Below are 23,023 nucleotides of genomic sequence, written 5' to 3'. Positions count from 1 at the left end.
CTCCTATTTAACCGTCAACAAAGCATCAATATTTTCCAATAAATCAGCTTCTTGGAATGGTTTACCCATATAATTTGTCACCCCTAAGCTAAATGCACGTTCACGATGTTTTTCCCCTGTTCGTGACGTAATCATAATAATAGGCAAATCGCGGTGAATTTCATGGTGGCGAACCAAATTTGTGACTTCAAAGCCATCCATTCGAGGCATTTCAATATCCAGCAACATCAAGTCTGGTTTGACATTTTCAAGTTGTTCAATCGCATCCACGCCATCTTTGGCAGTAATCACATCGAAACCTTGACGCTCTAGCAAACGTGAAGTGACCTTACGAACTGTAACTGAGTCATCCACAATCATAATCAAACGGCGTTGATCACGATGACGTTGTTTGTCCTGTTGAAGATGTTCAGCACTACTACGAGTAGATGCCTGAACCTGTCGTGCAATATTTTGCCCATCAAGAATCAAACAAACCTGCCCATCACCAAGAATGGTTGCACCTGCAATCGCATTGATTGTTGCAAACTGCTTACCAATTGGTTTGACCACAATTTGTGAGCGTGAACCAATTAATTGATCGACAAGAATGGCAATGGATTGCCCTAAGCTTCCCTTGATCAGCAATACCGGTAATGAATGTGCAAGCCCGTGTAAACGTGGAGTGACTTGACTCGCTGTGAACTCACCTAAATAACGTAGTTTATAGCTCTGGAAATCGATGTCAAAATAGTCATTTTGAGTTTCAAAATACTCTTCCAAAGCAGCTGGAGAAATTCGAACAATACGATCAATTTGCGATAATGGCACTGCAAATTGCTGATCACCCACTTTCACCATCAAGGCATCACTAACCGCAACTGTTGTGGGTACAGTAATTGTAAAGGTTGAGCCGTAACCTAATTCAGAACTGACACTCACTTGTCCACCAAGTGATTTAATTTCACTTTGCACGACATCCAAGCCAACACCACGACCAGAGATTTGTGTTACTTGCTGTGCTGTACTGAAACCAGGATGGAAAATAAACTGAAGTATTTCCTCAGGCTCTAACTGTTGATCAGTTTTGATCAACCCTTTTTCGATCGCTTTGTCACGAATAACTTTTGGATCAATTCCTTTACCATCATCTTTAAACGATACAAGCACATCTGTACCTTGACGACTAATATTCAAATCAATTCGACCTGTCAACGCTTTGCCAGATTTCTGACGCTGTTCGGCATCTTCTATCCCGTGGTCAATCGCATTACGTAGCATATGTTCTAACGGCGAAACTAACTTTTCCAGAATATTGCGGTCCAATTCCCCTTCAGTATTATTGACTAAAAGCTCAGTGGGCTTATTAACTGTTGAAGAGGTCTGGCGAACCAAGCGCTGTAATCGAGGTAACAATCTTGAGAATGGTACAAGACGAGTACGCATCAAGCTTTCCTGAATTTCAGCTTGAATACGAGATTGCTGCAGCAATAAGCCTTCAGTATCACGAATCTTTTCAGCCAGTGTGGTCTTAAAATCAACCAAGTCAGATGCAGATTCAGCCAGCGATTTTGATAACTGATTTAGAGATGAATATTGATCCATTTCTAAAGGGTCAAAATCGGCATAACGAGAGCTTAAATCACCATGTTTTGCAATGATTTGACTTTCCAACTCGCCTTCCATTCGGCGTAGCTGATCAGCCAAACGTTGGATTGCCAACTCCATATCAGTCAAGGTATTACCTAACTGCCCTAGATCCATCTCAATACGTGAACGGTTAATTGCATTCTCACCAGAAAGATCAATCATTTTTTCGACTAAATCCGCAGAGATACGGATCATCTCATTGTTGGATTCAGTTTTTTGTGAAAGATCCCATTCACCCAACATTGACGGTGGCTCAGTGCCATCCCCCTGAACAAACTCATTAATTGATTGCTCAAAAATTAAATTGGTACGGGATAATTTTTCTGGAAGCTGTGCAGATACATCAACATATTCAATGCTATTTAAACTCGATTTTAAGCTTTCAAAGTTGTCATAATCATGTTTAAAAATAGCTGTATCTAGCCAATGAAAGGTTTTTTCCAGCAAGCCATCATAAACATTTGAGTTAAAATTATGTAAACCAAATTGTTCAAATGCATTTTCCAACTCATAAGCAATATCCGCGACTTCTTCCAATTTCACCATCTTCGCACCACCTTTTAAGCTGTGTGCAATACGTTGTAATTGGAGTAAGAAGCTACGATTACTTCGGTGATCAAACCATTGAGTTAAAATGCTTAGACCTTCATCAATCAGCTCTCGAGCCTCTTCAATAAAAGTTTCTTGAGCAATCATTTCAACAGGATCCAAATTCAGATCTTGATCAATATCTACAAACAAGTGATGATCATTAATTGCTGATTGATGATCTTTATCAGATTGTTCAATTTCAAGCTGTTCCGATATTGGATCGTTCGTTAAAACAATTTCATCTTCAATATATTCAACTTCATGCAAATCTGATAAATCATGGGTAAATTGCGATTCAAGTGCTGTTGAAGCTTGGCTCGTGTCAATCGGACGTTGCTGATCAATATTTTGTAAAACATTGAGAATGTAAGTCGCAGGATAATCGATTGCTTTTTCACGAATCAATTGAATACGATCTGCCACATCATCCTGAATTAAACGAATAGATTGAATAAGATGTGGTTCAGCTTTGAGCTGACCTTTGATCACTCGTTCATAAATCGTTTCTAACTCATGTGCAATCAAACCAATAAAGGTGGCTTGAACCATATTTGCCCCACCTTTTAAGGTATGCAAATAACGCATCAAATTATTTAATGCAGTTGTGTCATCAGGATGGCTTGACCAAGTATTTAAGTCATGATCCATCCCAACCAACAACTCATCCGCTTCTTCAATAAAAATGTCTAAGACATCTGCATCAAATTCACGCTGACTATGCTCTGAGTCAATATTCTGTTTATCAAGATTAATTTGTGTCAGTACATAATTACCCACTGATTCAACAGGATTTACTTCAATGAATACTGTACTTGACTGTTGCTCAATTTCCGGCTCTATACTTGTTTCAATAGTCTGATCATCAATACTTGTGTCTATTTCTTGGTGTAAATAGTCATGTAACTCAGCCAGAATCGCTTGTGTTGAATCATTTAAGCTGACCCGTTGGCCTGAGGCCAAGGTGTCGAATAAATGAATAAATTCTTGATGCGCCTTAGAAAACATTTCAAAAGCATAATCAGTATTTAATAAATCAGGCTTGCGAATAACTTGCTCATAGCCATCTTTTAAAGCCAGACTAAAATCATGGATGCCTTGTGCAGCACGATTATTAGTATGATCAATCAGCATCTGTGCTTGTTGTGTTAGCTGTTGGAAATATGCTGGATATTCAACTTGGGCTCGCTTATCAAACTCAAACTCGGCATCTAACAGTAGATCAATCTCCAGATCAACTAATTGTGTGACTAACCCCGTTTGTGAATGCTGATATTGGTGTTGGAAATCATAACGCTCCCAAGCATCATTAAATTTTTGATATATAGTTTTCAGCTCAATGGCTTGATTACCTTTCAGCTTTAAAACATAGAGATAGTCACTGACAAATTCAGCATAGTAGGTTAGTAAAGCATTTTCATTTTTTGAAGATTCAGTATCTTCTTGAACCAATACTTTAAATAAATGCTCTACTTTACCACTTGCTTCAAAGACCTCATTGACATGCGCCATTGAAGAACTACCACGCAAAGTATGTAAGGCACGAATCAAGCGATTATATTGATCAGGCGTATGTTCTTCTAAGTGCAAAAAGTCTTTAATTGCCGCCAGATGTTCCTCTGACTCTTCGACAAAAATCTCCAAGGTTTCAGATGTTAAACTATCATCTAAAATCGTCGATTCAAGCACTACATCTTCAACAGTATTTAAGGAACCACTTACAACTGGATCAATCACATGCGGAGTTGTCATAGAGATTAGGTCTGCTATTACCGTATCTTCGCCAATCTCCAACCCCGTAATGACATTTTCATTATCTAGTGTATTTGATAATGCCAGTAACTCGCCTAAAGCAGGTTCTAAGCTTTGTTTCTGTTGTAATTGTTGCCCCAAATACACCAAAGGTGCTAAAGCTAAATGATGCGGTTTTCTATTTAAAAACTCTGAATACAGTTTAAACTTATAAATATTAAATACTGCGCGTACATATTGTTGAATCTCAGCAGTAAGTTCCAGATTTTTCGTAATAGTACGATTTAATGTATCTTCAACAGTCCAAGCAAGCTCACCAGAACGTTTAGCCCCCACCATGCGTCCAGACCCTTTAAGAGTATGAAAATAACGGCGAATATTGACCAATTCTGTATCTTTAAACTCTTCGAGTTGCCAGCGATCAAGAGACGTTTGTAACAATTCAAAAATTTCTTCGAGTTCTTCTACAAAAATTTCTAAAATTTCATCATCCTGACCAAGATACTCATCTTCAGGTAAAGTGACATGTTCCACTAAATGTTTTAATATTTCTTTCATAGCTCAGGCTTCTATGTTAGTTCCCGTCTTTGGGACTAAAACCTTTCAAAATACAGTCAATCTGAATGGCTTTAGAAGGCTTTCCATTCAGTGCAATACCCACTTGTTACAGGAGATATTGCACGTATAAAGTATCAATCGTTTTAGTCAGGTAATTTAAAGTCTGAAACTGATTGACGTAATGAATCCGCCATACTTGCCAATTCAGAAACCGAACGGGCTGTATCAAACGTTGCCCCTGTAGTTTGTGAAGTAATTTCTTGTACGACATTCATCGTATTTGCAATATGACCTGCTGAAGCAGACTGCAATTTAGCCGACTCAGAAATACTTTCAATCAAACCAGCCAAATTACTTGATACCGTTTGAATTTCACCCAAAGCAACGCCCGCATCTTTTGCAAGGTTCGCACCACGCACAACTTCCGATGTGGTTTGTTCCATTGAAATTACAGCTTCGTTGGTATCGGTCTGAATGGTTTTAACCAGCGTTTCAATCTGTTTCGTTGCAGATGCTGAACGTTCAGCAAGGCGCTGTACCTCATCCGCAACCACAGCGAAACCACGTCCCGCTTCACCAGCCATAGATGCCTGAATTGCTGCATTCAATGCCAGAATGTTGGTTTGGTCGGCAATATCATTAATTAGCGATACAATGTTACCAATCTCTTGAGAAGATTCACCCAAACGTTTAATACGCTTAGAAGTTTCTTGAATCTGTTCACGAATGGTATCCATACCTTCGATTGAGCGGTTTACCACATCTGCACCATTGGATGCAATTTGTACTGAACGCTGTGCTACTTCTGCTGATTCAGCCGCATTTGCAGATACGTGGTCAATGGACTGTGCAATTTCATTAATCGCTGTTGATGCCCCTGCAATCTCTTGAGCCTGATGCTCAGAGGCTTCAGCCAATTGGTTAGTAATCTGTTGCGTATTCTGAGTATATTGTGCAACTTCTTGAGAAGTATCGTTAATTCGAGATACCAGATCACGTAATTGGTCAATCGCAAAGTTAATCGAATCGGCAATAGCACCCGTAAAGTCTTCCGATACTGTTGCATACGAACTTAAATCACCATCTGCCAAATCGGCAATTTCATCAAGTAAACGTAAAATCGCATTCTGGTTACGGTCATACTCATCTTGTAAGCGTGTTACACGGACTTTATCCGACTCACTACGTAAACCGAGTAGTTTAAATACTGCAAATAAAAATGCGACGAGGGCAAGGATTAAAATCAATGCAGGTAAAATCGTACCCACACCAGTATTCACTGAAAGTCGATCCAAACCTTTTAATAAATTATCCGATTGAGCAAAGATGTCTGACGATGCTTGACGTACTTTAAAAATCTGATCCGAGTTCTTCAATACAGAAGTCGAAGCAAGTTGCACAATTTCATTGTAATCAGCTTTAATACTCTCTAAAGACTCGCGTAGTTCAGGTTTATCAATACGTGTTACACCTAAATCAGCACTACCATCTAATTGAGCATTTAAGTAGGTACCAAAAGTTTCGGTATCCGCATTAAAGTCGTCAGCTGAAGCACGTGTATTATCAGAACCACCTAGTACTGAACCAATAGAACGTAAAATACGTTCCGCAAGAAATACTTGGTTCTTCGCGATGACAACCTGGGTACTTGGCATATTATCACGAGCCATCTGGTCAACCATTGCGTTATATTCAGCCTGCATCCCAGGAATCACATCAGCAACAGCAATGTTGGTATCATATAATTGGTTAATAATTTTCTGATGTGTCGCGATCATGTCGATATCAGCAGAAACTTGTTGCCAAATTTTTTCAACACCCTCTACTTGTTTTGAAGACGCATGAATATCTTTGACGACATCTAAGTTTTCTTTAAATTTCTTTTGTGATGTAACTAAAGCACTAATTGATTCTGCTGAACCAGATGCCGTCGCTTCAGTTGCTTGACGAGATAATGTCTGTGATAAAAGTTTTAATTCACCCAAACTACGAGTTAAGTCGTTATTTCGAGGAACTGTATAGAATAAAACCAAAAGCAAAATAATCGCAACGATGATACTGGCAATGGCCATTTGAATAAATGGCTTAGATTTGTCGCTTTCCCCAAACAACTTTGCAAATTCATCAATTTTTGATTTGGTTTTGGTTACTACACCTGAACTACTTTTTTGAGCAGTATCCCCTGTATTTTTCTTCTTTAGTTTAAAGCCCATTCAGCTTCTCCCGATTCGCTTAACTCTTAATTAGGCGTCAAAGCTAGTTTATAAATTTTTCTGATGCATTCATGTATTGAGGATCATTTAACAAACGACTAAATAAGAATATATTCCAAGCTTGATTATGCTGCTGAAAATATCCCTGACAGTAAGTTTGAAGGTTTTCTTCTAATTCATTGTTTTTAGAAAAAAAACCTTTTTTATTAAAATGTTGAATCCCCAAAACCTGATCTACGATCAGCCCAACATAGTGGTCATTATGACTAATACATAAGACTTTTTGAGTAGGTAGAAATTGGCTTCTATGCCCCGTTAAATAAAAAGCCAAATCAGAAACTGATAATAATCGTCCGCGAATATTTGCTAAACCTTTCACCCAACCTTGAACATTAGGAACAGGTGTATATTTTGGCGGATAAATAACTTCTGAAACCTCACCCAAAGGAGCAACAAAATATTGCCCCATCATTTCAAATGCAATGCCTGACCATCGGTTTACTTCATTTTCATTGTCAGCGTAATTTTTATTTCCTCGCTTAGACAATCGAAGTAATTCGATAAATCCATTTGCTGCCATACACTACCCTGCTTGTAGATGTTGCTTAATCGTATTGATCAGCTGATTCTCATCAATTGGCTTTGTTAAGTAGTCACAAGCCCCTTGACGTTTTCCCCAAACGCGGTCGGTTTCTTGATCTTTAGTACTTACAATCACAATCGGAATATGCTTGGTGACCGCACCGCGCGCGATCTGACGAGTCGCTTGGAAACCATTTACACCTGGCATAACAACATCCATTAAAACAAGATCAGGCAATTCAGCTTGCGCGAGTGTTATACCATCTGCCCCATTGGTCGCTTCAATCACCTCGAATCCATGTTTAGCTAGAATTTCTTTAAATCTAAACATTTCTGTCGGTGAATCATCAACTATTAAAATTTTTGTCATTATTTCCCCCAAATTAACCGTTAAGCAGTTACATGATTGCGAATAGCATTTAATAGTTCATCTTTACTAAATGGTTTTGTTAAATATTCGTCCGAACCGACAACACGACCTTTTGCTTGATCAAACAGGCCATCTTTACTTGATAACATGATGACTGGAATATTTTGATAATTTTGAGAATTTTTAATCAAAGCGCAGGTTTGATAGCCATCAAGACGAGGCATCATGATATCGACAAAAACAATATCTGGATTTGCTTCAGCAATTTTAGATAAAGCTTCAAAACCGTCTACAGCAGTGACAACCTCACAACCTTCTCTTTGTAATAATGTTTCAGCAGTACGACGAATAGTTTTAGAATCATCGATCACCATGACTTTTAAATTTTGAAATTTATCGTCCATTTAATGCCCCTTTCCGTAAGCTTGGAATGAATTGTGCTGTACAGATTTATTTTTACAATTAAGCATGTTTTTTTAACATATATTAACTCACTTTATCAATGAGCATTTCTTGTCGGAAATCTCACTTCAAACAGTAAAACACAGCAAAGCTCACATAAAAAAAAATATTATGCTTTTTTTTAGAAGTTAATTGTTTATTAAAATTTTGTAACCACATAAAATGGCCAAAGATAGTTTCAAAATCATATAACTTACATTGATTTTTTGGGGATGGCAGACTTTAAATGGATAGAATAATCTATTACCAAAATTTAGGTTCAAAAATAAAAAAAATATTCAGTATTTTGCTCTCAGTTTGCTTACTCATTTACACGTTATCGGTCTATGCTGATACACCTCCGGCTAAGGCAGTATGGTATAGGTATTATGATAAAAATGGGGTTGCTAACATCAGCACATCGGTTACACCGGCACACATTAAAAATGGTTATGAAGCACTTGATCGCAATATGCAAGTCATCAAACGCAACCAAGCTTATAATGTCGAAAAAGATTTGCAACAATCGACTTCACGCGCATCTAAAGTACGTAAGTTAGAACAAGATGCACGTTTAAAGCGTGCTTATGGCAACTCATCTGTTGCAATCAACAAAAGAAATGAACTTCTAAACAGTCTAAAACAACAAATAGCACTTCAAAACCAAACACTTAAACAGCTTCAAAGTGCAAGAATTATACTTAAACGACAGGAAATGGAATATTATCGCAAAGGAAATACCGTCCCTGTAACACTTAAAGATCGGATCAAATACAACTCAGAAAATATCGAAAAAACAAAAAATTATATCGAAAACCTACAAAACAACTATCGCTCTACACAAACACACTATGATGATATTATTAACCGCCTCAAAAAGCTTGAATAATCACCTTTTAATTAAAAGTTTTTCAGCTTTATTATTAAAGAAATCTTAACAAAAAATCTAAACTTTGACAACAGCCACCCGCAATGTTGGATGCTTTTAAGTTAAAAGCAAAGTCAGATCACATCGATAGCGTAAGAATATAAAGTTTTCAATTTAAACAATCATTAAAAATGTTCAGCTTATTTTTTTATCGTATTTTTTTATCGTATAATCCTTTTTTAAATCTAAAAATTTTAGGACAGTTTCCATGCGCGCGAGTCGCTTTTTATTTGCAACGTTAAGAGAAACCCCAAATGATGCTGAAGTCATTTCACATCAGCTCATGTTACGTGCTGGGATGATCCGTAAATTGGCTTCAGGTTTATACACTTGGCTGCCAATGGGTGTGCGTGTGCTCAATAAAGTTGAAGCGATTGTTCGTGAGGAAATGAATCGTGCAGGCTCTTTGGAAACATTAATGCCCGTAACACAACCAGCTTCGCTATGGGAGGAATCTGGTCGTTATGTACAATATGGTCCAGAACTGCTGCGTTTTAAAGACCGTCATAGCAATGATTTTGTATTAGGTCCTACACATGAGGAAGTCATCACAGATTTAGCTCGTAATGAATTAAAAAGTTATAAACAACTTCCGATGAATTTTTATCAAATTCAAACTAAATTCCGTGATGAAATTCGTCCACGTTTCGGCGTAATGCGTTCTCGTGAATTTATTATGAAAGATGCTTATTCTTTTCATGTCGATCAAGCCTCATTACAAGAAACTTATGATGTCATGTATGACACATATTGCCGAATTTTCACACGCTTAGGTTTAAATTTTCGCCCTGTTCAAGCTGACACTGGCTCCATTGGTGGTTCAGGTTCACATGAGTTTCATGTACTTGCTTCAAGTGGCGAAGACGATATCGCCTTTTCAACAGTATCGGACTATGCGGCCAATGTTGAAATGGCTGAAGCAGTATTGACTGGTGAGCGTGCTGAACCAACTCAAGATCTAAAAATTGTAGATACACCAAATAAAAAAACAATTGCTGACGTTTCTGTATTTTTAAATACAGATCCAGCTCAATCTGTAAAAGCCTTACTTGTACAAGGTGTTGTTGATGAAAAGGGCCATGTCCCAGTTATCGCGTTATTCTTACGTGGCGACCACGAGCTTAATGAAATTAAAGCTGAAAAGCATCCACTCATTGCTGCACCTTTAACATTTGCAACAGATGCTCAACTGAATGCTCTAGGTTTAACCGCAGGATTCTGTGGTCCACAAGGACTCGTAGATAAAGGTTTAACTGTAATTGTTGACCGTGCAGCCTCAGTACTTTCTGATTTTGTTGCTGGTGCCAATGAAGTTGATAAACATGCAACTGGAATAAATTGGGAGCGTGATGCAAAATTTACAGAAGTTTTTGACTTACGTAATGTGGTTGAAGGTGATCCCTCTCCAGATGGTCAAGGAACAATTTTAATTAAACGAGGTATTGAAGTTGGTCATATTTTCCAATTAGGTACAAAATATTCTGAAGCATTAGGTTGTAAAGTTTTAGGTGATGATGGCAAACCTTTAGTCGTGACGATGGGGTGTTACGGGATTGGTGTAACACGTGTAGTCGCTTCAGCAATAGAACAAAACTTTGATGAGAAAGGTATTATTTGGCCATCTGCGATTGCACCCTTTGAAGTTGCAATTGTTCCAATGAATGCTCAAAAATCTCCACGTACACTTGAGGCTGCTGAAATATTTTATGCTGAATTACAGGCTGCAGGCTACGATGTTTTACTCGATGATCGTAATGAACGTCCAGGCGTTAAATTCTCTGACTTAGAGTTAACGGGTATTCCTCACCGTATTGTCATTGGTGAAAAAGGCTTAGATGCTGGTACTTTCGAATATAAAGGTCGTAGAGATGCAGAATCTATAAATCTAAGTAAAGATGAGTTATTGGCTAAATTAGTAAAATAGTTTTTTCAATAGTATTAAAAAACCCACTGCATGCGGGTTTTTTAATACTTTACTATTTATAAAACATTATTACAGCCCATTAATTTTTACTTTTAAATCTGTAACGGATGTCCCGATTGCCCCAAAGTTCCCCATCGAGCCATTTTGCAAACCATTAAAAGCTCCTGCTGCACTTGCTCCACTTGTTCCCATAATCATCTGATTGATTCCAAGATCAAACTTACTCGATTCACCTGTATTACCAAATACAAAACCTGTTGGTTCAACACCAGCATAGAAACCTTTTAATGAAAAACCATTGGTTTTATCTGTTCCTGTTAACTGGAAATTAAAATTTGCACCAATATCACTATCATCCGATAAAAGTGTAATAGCACAGCCTGTTCCCGTACCACAAATTGATTGAATTGCCCCACCAAATACAATCATACGTCCTTGAGGTGCATTTCCAAGCTGCAAATTAATCGATGGTTTAGCTGCAGTAAAGTTAATATCAAAACCGTTATCCATTTTTAAAAATTTAATGACATCTGACTTTTCACTGGTTCCTGTAAAAATAGATTGAGATCCTGTAGGCCCAGAAGATGAATTCGCCCCAACCAAGTAAAGTGCAAATGGTGAAACTTTAATACCCGAAACATTGCTTGCAAAGCTCATTCCTATATTGGCAAAAGGTTTACCACTTATTCCACTATCTGTGTCCATGACAATATTCATGGTTGGGGTATTTGAAGCCCCAAGAAAAGTAATATTAACGCTTTGGTCAGCAACAGTAGTTGCACTTTTACCCGCAAGAACTAGGGATGCTTTATTGGCATCATTCACAGTCGAACCAAATCCATCACGATCAATGATTGACAGTTGATTCAGTTGAACCTTACTCAGATTTATACCAACATTAATTCCATCTTGCCCTGTTGTTTGGGAAAGACTTTGATCATCCATAGGTTCCATTGCCATCGCAACTGGACTTAGTATCAATAATGATATACATCCTAGCTTTCTATTTTTTTTCATTATCCTAATCCTTAGGAAAATTTATATACTGCCTACCACGTCACAGTCTAATCAGAAATTCTTTATGATAAAAGCATAACCCGACCAATAACGCATTAGTTCCGTGGAATAATGTTGAATTCACTGGTTAAACGACCACCTGTCAACGCCATTTCACCTAAACGCGCACCTGAAACCAAAGCACCATTCATTGAAGGTGGATAAAAGTTTAAATCTCTCGCTCTAAATACACCATCAACCGATTGTGTTGGATTAAATTGTAAACTTGCATTAAATCCAACCTGACCATTCCCAGTGGTTGAGTTTTTGCTGATCACAATCGCATTGTTAAAGCGAATATCGCCTGTCAAATTATCTAAACCAAGTGTAGAACCATTTGCTGGATCACTAATTTGAATTGTATTATTTGTAGTTGCCAATTTTAAATCACCGACCACAGTTAATCGATTTCCTGTTCCATCTGCTTTAATTTCACTATTTGGAATAAGTGACAAATCCATATCACCACCAAAGCGAAGTTTTAGACCAAATAGCACATCATCACTTTTGGCGAAATTATTAGAATCTGAAACACGCTTATTTCCACAAGCTACACTTGCTGTCGCAATACCACCAGCACATGATGCATATGTGGTTCCAGGCAAATAACCTGCTGCCACTTCTGCCGCCATTACCACCAGCATGTTTTTTAAACTTAAATTTAAACTTCCATTCTCAACGCCTATGCTGCCATTCCCTTTCAGCAACATATCAATGTTTCTTAAGCCTAAATAATAGTCCCTAGAAGTACCTGCTATAGGAACACCAGCATCATTTTTCACCTGACCACCATCAATCACCAGAATAGATGTGGTTTTATTGCCAAGCTTAGTTGTCCCATTTTTATCCACACCGTCCGTACTAAGACCTAAAGAAAATCCAAGTCGAGAGGTTTGAGTACCAGCTGTTGCTGCTACACTGTTTTTAGTACCATCAGTTAAGTAGTAATAGGCTTTATCAGCATCAACTGTTGTACCATACATCGCTAAATTAGCATTTAAGTTATAAAATGGTAAAGCCAGCCCCCATCGATTATTTAGACCGTTCTCGGTAAATAAATTCCCCGCTGCAACACCAGCAGTAGTAGTAAATCGTCCTCGTCTGGAGATGGCTTGGAACTCTCCACCACGGATTGAAGCTACCACAGCATAAGGACGATTAGCTGCCGATAGGGTCGTATAAATATCTTGTTTATAATCATTCAAACTAGTTAAAGCTTGACCATTACCAAAACTTGAATTTTGAAAGGTTGCATTTACAGGTATGGTGACTTGCTTAGAATCAGTTAGGTTTAAAAAAATATTTCCCGTATCAAAAGAAGCACGAGTTCCTTTTTGTAAACCTGTTAAATTACCAAACTCGAAGCCATAACTATTTAATCCTGCACCACCAATTTCCAAAGTTGTTGCATCTCCACCGCCAGTCAGCATAGTATCGCCCTCTTTGGTGAAATCCGTCTTCATACGAAAGGCGATACCTGAACTACCAACGATATCTTTTCCTGTATCTGTACCACTCGAATTAACAGCAGAACCAATTAAACTACTGGCATTTTGCACACCACGAAATTGGAGTGAGCCATTCACCATACGCCCACTTGCACCTACGCGAATCAGTCCTTTTGCTCCCGTTGGCGTATTATAATTATCTACATCATAAAGAGAGGTAGGATTTATTCCTTTATTATTCACCATAATTTCAAGGTTTAGTCCGGCATTTGTTGTAGAACTTCCGTTTCCATAACTACCTGTATTAATAAAACCTGCTTTTGATGAAGCTGGATCAACCACTCGTGTTAAATCCACATAGCCATAATTAGTATCGGGTGCCTGACTTGCACCTGCTATATTGCTTCCAGAATTCGTTTGTAATTTAAAACCTTCAGCGGCATCTATAAATGCAAAGCCTTTACCTTTAAAATTAAAATTAAAGTTTTTTAGAATTAGTTGATTTAACTCACTTTTTGCACTACTCTGCCCCAAATAGATGTTGGCATTTTGAAGTCCTAAAGTCAGCTCAACCTGATCTGTTTTACTTAAAAGGCCATTGCTGGTTTTTAATCCAATACTTGTATTTGACGCCGTTTGTACCGCTAAATTGCCCAGTTTTGCACTACAACGTGCTCCACTTGGATCACTATCACAAACACGAAATGAATCGACAGTCATAAGCATAGGAGAGAGGGATAAATCTAAATTCACTCCAGTTTTTCCTGCAACAGTCCCTATATTAAGCTTCATATCGGCTTTTAATGGATCTGTAGAAGTATTGCTCTGTTGTATTTTAACCGTATCTGCTGTTGCAATAAGCGCTTGACTGGTTGCATCTGATTCTGCGCGACCGACCTGATCTGTCCAATATAATGTTTTAATATTGGCTTCTTTTAAGCTTGCCTCAATATGTACACCATCTTGACCATTTACGTTTCTTAAATCACTATCATCTAAAGCTTGCAACGCATAAGCTGGTATATGTATAGCCAACAAGCTCAAAGCTAATGTATTTAAAATAAATCTTTTTCCATGGTCTTGTTTTTTTATGTTCATTCCTAAACCCTCAGATTTACTTTATCTTAGCAACGCTTGTTACTCGTAGAATTACAACTAAACATCATGATTTTACCTTGCAATGCCAAATTTCCATTCATACGCATGCCCATAAAACCGGTTTCGTTACCTTGGTCATAAGTGGAGTTGGCTGCAGTCGTTGCATCATAGATGGTCTTTTTTAAATAGCCGTACTTATCGGCTGTTGCTCCAGAAGAGTTTTCAGTGACTGTTCCATTTGCATTGGTCTGGCTTGTGAACTCATCCTTTTCAATCGATAATGCATTAAAACCAAAGTTTCGAATTTGAATTGGATTTGTTGCATCAAAACCCAGCTGAATCGCAGGTTTAATCCATGGTGTCCCAGCAGCGTCAATACCTCTGTAGACTAAGTCCACACCATCTAATCCAAGTTTCTGAATATTAATCGTACCTTGAATTCCTTTAAATACCACCCACAGTTTATTGCCACTGACACTGTTTGCAGCGCCACCAGCATCTACATATCTATTGTTTACTGAAAGTGCTAAGCGGCAAAACTCTAATTTTGCACACACCCCACCAGTATCACTATCGAACTTATAAGCATTTCCAGTAGCGTAATATGAGTCACTTGCATTAACCTGATTCAACACCAATTTTAAAGATAAATCTGCGCCAGCTTGCCCCTCAACCTGTTGCAAATCGGAATCAGTTAAAGCTTCCATAGCGGCCAAATGAAAACTTACCAAACTGGTTAAAATAAGAAGCACACTTTTTTTCATCATATTTCTCCTTATCTTATAAGCCTTTGGTGGTTATTTTCATATGCTGAATCAGCATTCCATCAATTAAGGCTGAACCTAAATTGTTCAAGGGTGTTGCTGACATAGTCGGTGTTGGCGCTACGTTATTCGACATTGTCGTCCCTGTAATACCATTACCTGATCCTATAAAATTATCCACTGTAGTATTTGAAATTGTCCGCCAAGCGGCTCCATTTAAATTTGAATCGGACCATGTACGATTAGCTGTTGAGCCATACAATGGTGTTGTTCCAGAATTCGGACTAGTACATCCAGTGAGAAATCCTGTTGAACAGGTTGGCGTGTCTGGATATTTTGTTTGTGGATCTTTTATTAACCATGCAGTACCAGTGTAATATTCCCACTGTTTGAGGGATCCCGTTGTAGTTGTACAACTTCCAGTCCATGTACAAGTATAACCCTGTCTCCAATTGTAATCATTAAGCTGACGTTGCGCATACCTAACTTCACGACCCGTTGCAGTAGTAGTTGCAGAACGTGATTGGGCTAAATTCCCAAAAGACACCCCCACAGCATCTGCTCCTGTATACGCTTTTAAAGTTTTTCCACCGTCATCACTATAAACGGTTCCGATACTAATACTACTGTGGGTTGCATTGTTACCTTGATAGCCTGAAATACTAGAAGTACCACATTGGTAAATATTACAAGTTGAACCCAAATAGGATGAATCGGCTCCAGTATAATCCGTATAAATCTTTTTATAGATCGACTCTTTATTTGGAATACGTGCAATTTCCAAACTAAAATTCTTACCATCAGATCCTAAAATTAAAGGCTGGTACAGAGAACCTAAAACCAAGTTGGTATTTAAATTATAAATAAAAATACCTTCGTCTTTTGCAAATGTTGGTGCTTTTGCATTTCCAGAAGTATCTAATGCTGGTGTGTACAGTAAATTAGTATCTGTGGTTTCTTGAGTGCTTAAACGTAATACTCTATTTTGATATTCTGCGGGTAAAGACCAGCTTCGTGTTAAAGTCTTGGAGTCAGTACGTGAGCGATTCTGTACTATATATTGACAACCAGTTCCTGTACCGAAAGCTCCAGTTCCCGCATTTCCACAATCCCCTGTAGAAGACGCACTCAAACCTGAGTTTGCTCCAGCATGAATCGTATTCCACGCTGAAAACGTGCCATTATTTTCAGTTATTACATCCGAAGAGTTTAGCTTCAAATTAGCAGCATCACCACTATTTAAACGGATTACACCCGCTAAACCCAAAGTTTTATTATAAAATGGACTCAAACCACCAGTATTAGTTGCACCATCTAAAGTTTGAAATAACTGAATTTTACTACCATTTAAACTAAAGTTATTCCAAATTGCTTGCAACCGAATCCGATTTTCTCGATTTGTTATTTCGGTTCCATTACCTCGAGTGCCTGTACTTGTTCCATATTGAAACTGGTTTGGATCACCATCTTTTTTGTTTGGATTTCGGACAAAAGCATCTGCCCACATCCCTAGTTTAAGCTTATAAGCATCTGAACCCTCGGCATCCAATGTTCCAGTCTCAAAAGCAGGTGCTTCTAAAGCTAAATAAGTGACTTTGCCTGTGTCCGTATTTTTTGAGCCACCTGCAATATCTGGCGTAAATGTTGGGACTGCATCCATCGTATCTACTTTCAAAATCCAAGGATTAGTTGCAGTTCCCCAGCTTTTGATTGCATTAATTGCTGTTGCAACACCTGAAGTGTTTTTAAGCATTCCCACCCGTTCATTGATATCATTTGGATCTGCATCATTGGCTTTAGAAAGTGCTAAACCGTATAAAAATAAATCCGCTTTTCCTACAGCCAAATCACCAGAATCAATGCTGTTATTTTTATTAGTGTCTGCGGCCGTAAGACTTAATGGTCCAACAGGAATATAGTTAATAGATCCCGTATCTTTAGTTCGATCTAATAATTGTGTAGCTGTTTCATTAACACCAACGCCACGAAAAACCATATAAGCATCTTGAGGAAGTAAGGCAATCCCTTCACCCGTTGTATTACTTAACTTTTCATCTGACATTTCTTCAAGTGCGAAGCAAGATTGACTGATCAATAAGCCAATAAAACTCGCTAAAACGGTTTTATGAAATTTTACCGTATAATTGAGTGTAGTCATCCACGACCTTCCTGTGTTATACGATGCTCCGCACCATATTTTATTTTATTTCTTAAATTTTCACTTCAACTGTATAAAATTATCTTCCCTTGTTCATACAGTTTTGTTATCTATATCACATTTTATATTATGCAATATTTTTTATTATGACAAAGTCTTTTATGTAAAATATACGATTTTCCGATAAACGAATATTCGTAGACAATGAAAAGCAATAGCCTTTAACGCTATTGCTTTATAGATCTTCAAATAGTTGGGTTAACAAAATTTTAAAGAACCATAACAGTTGGTTGAAACTTCTTGGTTCGTTAATTTTAAATTTTGAAGTGTTAATCTTGCTGGATTTGTGGCCGTATATGGACCAATATCAATATTCAGAGTTTTGGTAATTGGCGCACTGACTAATGCTGTAATTGCATCTCCAAGTCCTAAATCAATTGGATTATCTGCTAATTGTTTAGTAATCAGAACTGCTAATTGTGGCAAAACGGGAGAAATGTCAACTTTATCCCCACCTTTTAAATAGCCTAGCTGCACAGGATCAGCAAAAGACATCCACCACCCCTTTTGAGCAACATCAGTTTTTGTCATTTGGTTTAATGTCTTACCAGTAGTATCAGATGAATCCACATAACTTCCTGGCCATAGTAAAGCCATTTGTTGCAAACTTAAATAACCACCTGTTCCTTGTAATGGAATATTATGAAACATACTTAAAGCCTGATTAAAAGTTACATTTAAATTTAAATTACTTAAATTTGAACCTTGACCCATTTTGAAAGTTGCATCACATAACCATAAAATACATGACTCAGCATTATGATTACCCGTATCTCTTAAATTTACTTTTAATTGATCATTTGCCCATTGATTACAATATGTTGCCCCTCCAGTACAATTATCAGGAGTTGCCAAAGGAATTGAAGGAAGTGTTAACAAAATATCTTTTGCTATTGCAGCATTTAGTCGAGAACCATTTACCTGAAATGATGGTAATGTGAAACCTACTCCATTAATTTCAGGAACAGTAATACCTGTTGTACCATTGAGTATATTGTCTTGTGCATTTGGATAACTTTGAATCCATTTATTTATAGCCCCTCCTAATAACTTAATATTTCCACCAATTGATTGATCTTTTACCAAACCAAATTTACCACCTAAAGTATCAACTTCCCCTTGTGTCTGTGCTATACGCATAAAGCCACTAAGTGACTGGATGCCATCTGTTGAAGAAGGAGTGCTTCCATTGGTTAAACCTGCTGTTAAAAGCCCCGTAATTTTCTCAGCACTAAAACGTAAACCAACAATTTCACGAGTTGAAGCGGAGTTTGGATTTTTTACAGCAAACTCCATGAATGGATTGCTTAATTTTGCGCTAGTAGATGCTCGACCCGCACTTCCGAAATCAGGGGAATTACCACTTGAGGAATCGTAATTTGCAGGTAACCCACTCAATGATAAATTTTTAATATCAACATCACATGCACCAGCACCATTTGCACCACCACAACCTAGCTGCAAGTTTTTAATATTTGCATTTAAGTCCATTTCTGCTTCAAGTCCAAGTTTATAAAAACCAACGTTTGAACCACTACTATATTTACTCATTAAATTAGTAGAATCATTTGGTGCAAGATAAGCTAGACTCATCAAAGCTTGGCCTGTGGTTTCAGACAGTTGTTCATCTGACATACTTTTTAAAGTTGTAGGTTCTGCGTATACATTAAATACTGCAAAAGCACTTAAAGAAAAAAGTGTTAAACATAAAGGCTTTATTTTCAGCATGAACATCTCCTTATCCTTAGACTATGTTCAAAATTGTGAATCTCTATTATTTTAATAACGCAGCCAGTTCTTAGATAAATCTCATAAAATTTAGGCTGTTAGCGCTACAAAAATGTATTTTAGTTTTCAATAGAGAAATATATTGTGATTAATCTATCACAATATATTTCTGTTAAGACTAAATTTCCGACAAAATGATTGTAATTTTTATTGAAAAATTATGATGCTATAAAATAAAAAAACTCTAAAACTCATTACAAGGAAAAATCCACGCAAATTCAACTATCAACCCAAAGCTAAGGACGTCTATAAAATCGATGGCTATTCAGAATTGGTTTTTATTTAGAGCAAGATTCAAAACAAATTGGAATAAATTTAAATGGTGTAGATAAAGACTATATTAATAATACAGCACTATAAGAATCAGTTTCCAAATTTTTGGTCTTATAGATAGCTATCTAGTATTATTTAAAGGAACTTATCAGCCAATGGAAACACTTATCTTTGACAGCCACTAACTGACTTTAAAATACTCTTCCAACACCAAAGATATCTGCGGTAATCGTATTTAACATATAAAAACCCACAAAAGTGGGTTTTAAAATATTTATACAGAAAATTAATTCATCAAAATATTAAAGCTTTTTGAAATCGCTATAACGTGATAAAACTAACAGAATTTTAATGAGCCATAGCAGTTCGATACTACATTTTGAGAAGTCAAGATCAGATTTGACAAAGGTATATTTACTCGTTGACCACTTAAATCAATATTTGGCAATGTTTTTGTAATACCACTTCCAAATAATGCATTTATACCATCAGCACTATCAACTGAAACTTTATAAGGTGCAGTAGCAAGATATGTACCTAAAATTGACGCTACTTGGCTATATACTGAAGAAATATCAACTTCTCCTTGCGGGTTTAACTTACCTAAATTAATTGGATCTTGCATAGATAACCACCATCCATTTTGAGCAACCTCTTTAGCTCCGGGCCACTGGATTTGCCCCGCTTGCAATGACAAATAACCTGCACTACTGATTGGTATATTATGGATATAGCCTAACCCTTCACTAAACTGAATATCCCCTTTTAAATTAACTAGATTTGTATTTAGTTTAATAAAAGTATCTTGTTTTGCACATATGCCTAAAATCTTAATACAATCAGCCATATGAACACCTAATTGCCCAGCTGTTTCAGTCAAAGGAATAGCAGGAATATCCGTGACAGCTAGTACATTTGCTGACTTCATACGATTGCCCAGTACTTGTGCATTATTAATAACAAAGTCTGCTTTTAGTGAAGGAATCACAATTCCTTTATTATCACTGTTCACATTACCAGCTGTATACTTTTGATTACTACCACAACCACTAGTACACAACGGAGGTAAAACATTTACATCCGCATAAGATGTAACTTGTTCAGAATTTTTTAAACCAAACGTTGATTGCGCGGTCGTTGCTGTACCATACCCACTAATTTGCATGAAACCAGATAATGTATTGATTCCATTAGGTGTATTATTATTAGTTCCAGCCGACAATAGACCGACTATTTTATCAGCACTTAATCGTAAACCAACTATTTCCCTTGTAGACGCTTTATCCGGGTTCTTTATTGCAAACTCAAGAAATGGATTAGTTAGTACTGCATCTGAAGAGGCTCTTTCTTCGTTAGTCATAGCGACATTCCCGTCACTATTTAATTTTAAGCCGCTCAAACTTAAATTATCAATATCAATGTCACAATCTCCAGCACCATTCATACCACCACAACCAAGTTGTAATTTTTTTATGTTCGCATTTATTGATACTTCTGCTTCTAAGCCTAATTTATAAAAACCAACATTTTTCGCACCATTCACTCGCTGAGATTCAAGATTGCTAGCATCTGTAGGTGCTGTATACGTCAAACTCATCAATGCTTGACCTGTCGTTTCTGATAATTGCTCATCAGTCAGTGCTTGTAATGTTGCAGCATAAGTAGCATTTATCCCTAAACCACTCAATGCTAGCAATACAAAACTTAAATATTTTCTTTGGGACATCTTACGCTTCCATCCTTAGCAAAGCTTGACCTTATTACTTATGCCAAATTATCCTTCGAGATAAGAATAAATAACATGATATAAATTACATTTAGATTTAATGTTTATTTGTATCATAGATCGAAATTCAGACCGAATAAAAATTTGTATTTTCCGATAAAAAACAATAATTTCACATAAATTAAAATTTTATTTAACTAAACTTAACTCTCATTCTATTACAAAATTTTTATTATAAAATAATGTCTAAATCATATTTATTATGTTGGTGAACACATAAAGAAGCAAGTGATATACACTTGCTTCTTTCATCTCATTTTTTAATTTAAGCTTTAGGTAAGGTTACCCCAACCTGACCTTGGTATTTACCACCACGATCTTTATAAGAAGTTTCACAGACTTCATCAGATTCAAAAAACAGCATTTGAGCAACACCTTCACCAGCATAAATACGTGCAGGTAAATTCGTTGTATTTGAAAACTCTAATGTCACATGACCTTCCCACTCGGGTTCAAGAGGTGTGACGTTTACAATGATACCACAACGAGCATAAGTCGATTTACCTAAGCAGATCGTCAAAACATTACGAGGAATACGGAAATATTCAACTGTACGTGCTAATGCAAATGAATTTGGAGGGATGATACAGACATCAGACTCAATATCGATAAAACTACGCTCATCGAAATTTTTAGGGTCTACAATGGCAGAGTGAACATTGGTAAAGACTTTAAACTCACGTGCACAACGTACATCATAACCATAGCTAGATACGCCATAAGAAATTAGCTTTTCACCTTGTTCATCATAACGCACTTGGTTTTCTGCATAAGGTTCAATCATACCGTGCTTTTCGCTCATTTCACGAATCCAACGATCAGACTTAATTGCCATTTATCTCTATCCCAAAACTGTGCTATTTACTGCGCTGTACTTTAACTGAAATTGCTTTTGAAAGGAATGTTTATGACGAAATAGAGCAACCCAAGTCTGTAAGTAAACGTACAAACTTAAGTTTAACTAACATCGATTTTTAAAGGCTTAAAAGTGCTGAATAGCTCAGAGGTACAGTAAAACTCACTAAAACTAAAGATGCAGTTCTTTGCATATTGCGCTGATTGAGCCACGTCACTTTATTACTGCAAATTACAGAACCAATAAATGTCCAAAAAAATGCAATGGGGATGATTAACAATAAAAACACCAACATATGTGAAGTATAAGCAGATGCATTTTGCCAAACGTATGTTGGGAAAATTGCAGAAGCAAAAAGAAGTGCTTTCGGGTTTAAAAGGGTTGCAAAAAATAACTCACGCGCCCGAATTGTCGCATGACTAAAGTTTTCATCTCGATTTGCTGTACGCCATAATTTTAAAGCAAGAAATAAAATATAACCTGCACTAAATAATTTAAGAATAACAGGTACACTTGGAAACTGTTTAGACACAGATCCAATAATTAATCCCCAAATCGAAATGGAGATCAGATAGCCAAGTGCTTCTGCTGGAATTAATGCAAGAGATTTTCTAATTCCAACTTGAATCCCAGAAGATGCTAAAAGTGTATTGGTTGGTCCTGGTGTCAAAAGAATCGTCACCACCAAGCCAATAAAAAACCATGAAATCATCAAATGACCTCATCAATGGATTGACCGCAGATTAAATCT

Annotated in this window: 15 protein-coding genes; 2 read left to right on the top strand and 13 right to left on the bottom strand. The window is 37.0% G+C overall.

The window, feature by feature from the left end; all coding sequences use genetic code 11:
• Nucleotides 1–3 precede the first annotated feature (3 nt).
• The 5 genes from AC2G3J_RS03480 to pilG form a co-directional block, all read right to left on the bottom strand.
• Nucleotides 4–4,527: a hybrid sensor histidine kinase/response regulator gene (locus AC2G3J_RS03480; RefSeq protein ID WP_483770663.1), complete on the bottom strand. Its 4,524-nt coding sequence runs from the start codon at nt 4,525–4,527 to the stop codon at nt 4–6.
• 143 nt (nt 4,528–4,670) lie between these two features.
• Complete coding sequence (locus AC2G3J_RS03475; protein ID WP_336954655.1) at nt 4,671–6,740, bottom strand: methyl-accepting chemotaxis protein; 2,070 nt, start codon at nt 6,738–6,740, stop codon at nt 4,671–4,673.
• A gap of 43 nt (nt 6,741–6,783) precedes the next feature.
• On the bottom strand, nt 6,784–7,320 hold the full coding sequence (locus tag AC2G3J_RS03470; protein ID WP_336954656.1) for a chemotaxis protein CheW: 537 nt from the start codon (nt 7,318–7,320) through the stop codon (nt 6,784–6,786).
• A gap of 3 nt (nt 7,321–7,323) precedes the next feature.
• A complete protein-coding gene (locus AC2G3J_RS03465) occupies nt 7,324–7,692 on the bottom strand; it encodes a response regulator (protein WP_483770662.1) in 369 nt (122 codons plus the stop codon).
• Nucleotides 7,693–7,712: 20 nt separating this feature from the next.
• Nucleotides 7,713–8,096: a twitching motility response regulator PilG gene (pilG, locus tag AC2G3J_RS03460; RefSeq protein WP_004723803.1), complete on the bottom strand. Its 384-nt coding sequence runs from the start codon at nt 8,094–8,096 to the stop codon at nt 7,713–7,715.
• Between the two features lie 284 nt (nt 8,097–8,380).
• On the opposite strand from pilG, the gene AC2G3J_RS03455 reads away from it, so the two are divergent.
• The gene (locus AC2G3J_RS03455; RefSeq protein ID WP_483770661.1) at nt 8,381–9,022 is read left to right on the top strand and encodes a hypothetical protein; all 642 of its coding nucleotides are present in this window, start codon (nt 8,381–8,383) and stop codon (nt 9,020–9,022) included.
• 247 nt (nt 9,023–9,269) lie between these two features.
• Nucleotides 9,270–10,985, top strand: coding sequence for a proline--tRNA ligase (locus AC2G3J_RS03450; protein ID WP_483770660.1), 1,716 nt, complete (start codon nt 9,270–9,272; stop codon nt 10,983–10,985).
• 69 nt (nt 10,986–11,054) lie between these two features.
• Here the strand turns inward: AC2G3J_RS03450 and AC2G3J_RS03445 are convergent, their stop codons facing one another.
• From AC2G3J_RS03445 to AC2G3J_RS03410, 8 genes are all read right to left on the bottom strand, one after another.
• Nucleotides 11,055–12,002 (bottom strand): DUF6160 family protein, encoded by a 948-nt coding sequence (locus AC2G3J_RS03445; RefSeq protein ID WP_483770659.1) that lies wholly within the window; start codon nt 12,000–12,002, stop codon nt 11,055–11,057.
• A 95-nt stretch (nt 12,003–12,097) separates the two neighbouring features.
• A complete protein-coding gene (locus tag AC2G3J_RS03440) occupies nt 12,098–14,587 on the bottom strand; it encodes a DUF6160 family protein (RefSeq protein ID WP_336954662.1) in 2,490 nt (829 codons plus the stop codon).
• A gap of 26 nt (nt 14,588–14,613) precedes the next feature.
• Nucleotides 14,614–15,351, bottom strand: coding sequence for a hypothetical protein (locus AC2G3J_RS03435; RefSeq protein ID WP_336954663.1), 738 nt, complete (start codon nt 15,349–15,351; stop codon nt 14,614–14,616).
• A gap of 16 nt (nt 15,352–15,367) precedes the next feature.
• A complete protein-coding gene (locus AC2G3J_RS03430) occupies nt 15,368–17,509 on the bottom strand; it encodes a hypothetical protein (protein WP_419820018.1) in 2,142 nt (713 codons plus the stop codon).
• A 258-nt stretch (nt 17,510–17,767) separates the two neighbouring features.
• Nucleotides 17,768–19,297, bottom strand: a complete 1,530-nt coding sequence (locus tag AC2G3J_RS03425; RefSeq protein WP_336954665.1) for a hypothetical protein — start codon at nt 19,295–19,297, stop codon at nt 17,768–17,770.
• A gap of 670 nt (nt 19,298–19,967) precedes the next feature.
• The gene (locus AC2G3J_RS03420; RefSeq protein ID WP_419329181.1) at nt 19,968–21,356 is read right to left on the bottom strand and encodes a hypothetical protein; all 1,389 of its coding nucleotides are present in this window, start codon (nt 21,354–21,356) and stop codon (nt 19,968–19,970) included.
• A 325-nt stretch (nt 21,357–21,681) separates the two neighbouring features.
• Nucleotides 21,682–22,251 carry a dCTP deaminase gene (dcd, locus tag AC2G3J_RS03415; RefSeq protein ID WP_056515236.1) on the bottom strand — a complete coding sequence of 190 codons (570 nt, stop codon included), beginning with the start codon at nt 22,249–22,251 and terminating at the stop codon, nt 21,682–21,684.
• 139 nt (nt 22,252–22,390) lie between these two features.
• On the bottom strand, nt 22,391–22,984 hold the full coding sequence (locus tag AC2G3J_RS03410) for a LysE family translocator (protein ID WP_336954672.1): 594 nt from the start codon (nt 22,982–22,984) through the stop codon (nt 22,391–22,393).
• Nucleotides 22,985–23,023 lie beyond the last annotated feature (39 nt).

This window comes from Acinetobacter legionensis (assembly GCF_057165765.1).
The sequence above is the reverse complement of the archived record's forward strand: the minus strand, read 5'-3'. Positions and strand labels throughout refer to the sequence as shown.

Bases quoted from the DNA above. Each gene is read 5' to 3' on its own strand.
- AC2G3J_RS03480 (WP_483770663.1), bottom strand. From the start codon at position 4,527: ATGAAAGAAATATTAAAACATTTAGTGGAACATGTCACTTTACCTGAA.
- AC2G3J_RS03475 (WP_336954655.1), bottom strand. From the start codon at position 6,740: ATGGGCTTTAAACTAAAGAAGAAAAATACAGGGGATACTGCTCAAAAA.
- AC2G3J_RS03470 (WP_336954656.1), bottom strand. From the start codon at position 7,320: ATGGCAGCAAATGGATTTATCGAATTACTTCGATTGTCTAAGCGAGGA.
- AC2G3J_RS03465 (WP_483770662.1), bottom strand. From the start codon at position 7,692: ATGACAAAAATTTTAATAGTTGATGATTCACCGACAGAAATGTTTAGA.
- pilG (WP_004723803.1), bottom strand. From the start codon at position 8,096: ATGGACGATAAATTTCAAAATTTAAAAGTCATGGTGATCGATGATTCT.
- AC2G3J_RS03455 (WP_483770661.1), top strand. From the start codon at position 8,381: ATGGATAGAATAATCTATTACCAAAATTTAGGTTCAAAAATAAAAAAA.
- AC2G3J_RS03450 (WP_483770660.1), top strand. From the start codon at position 9,270: ATGCGCGCGAGTCGCTTTTTATTTGCAACGTTAAGAGAAACCCCAAAT.
- AC2G3J_RS03445 (WP_483770659.1), bottom strand. From the start codon at position 12,002: ATGAAAAAAAATAGAAAGCTAGGATGTATATCATTATTGATACTAAGT.
- AC2G3J_RS03440 (WP_336954662.1), bottom strand. From the start codon at position 14,587: ATGAACATAAAAAAACAAGACCATGGAAAAAGATTTATTTTAAATACA.
- AC2G3J_RS03435 (WP_336954663.1), bottom strand. From the start codon at position 15,351: ATGAAAAAAAGTGTGCTTCTTATTTTAACCAGTTTGGTAAGTTTTCAT.
- AC2G3J_RS03430 (WP_419820018.1), bottom strand. From the start codon at position 17,509: ATGACTACACTCAATTATACGGTAAAATTTCATAAAACCGTTTTAGCG.
- AC2G3J_RS03425 (WP_336954665.1), bottom strand. From the start codon at position 19,297: ATGCTGAAAATAAAGCCTTTATGTTTAACACTTTTTTCTTTAAGTGCT.
- AC2G3J_RS03420 (WP_419329181.1), bottom strand. From the start codon at position 21,356: ATGTCCCAAAGAAAATATTTAAGTTTTGTATTGCTAGCATTGAGTGGT.
- dcd (WP_056515236.1), bottom strand. From the start codon at position 22,251: ATGGCAATTAAGTCTGATCGTTGGATTCGTGAAATGAGCGAAAAGCAC.
- AC2G3J_RS03410 (WP_336954672.1), bottom strand. From the start codon at position 22,984: ATGATTTCATGGTTTTTTATTGGCTTGGTGGTGACGATTCTTTTGACA.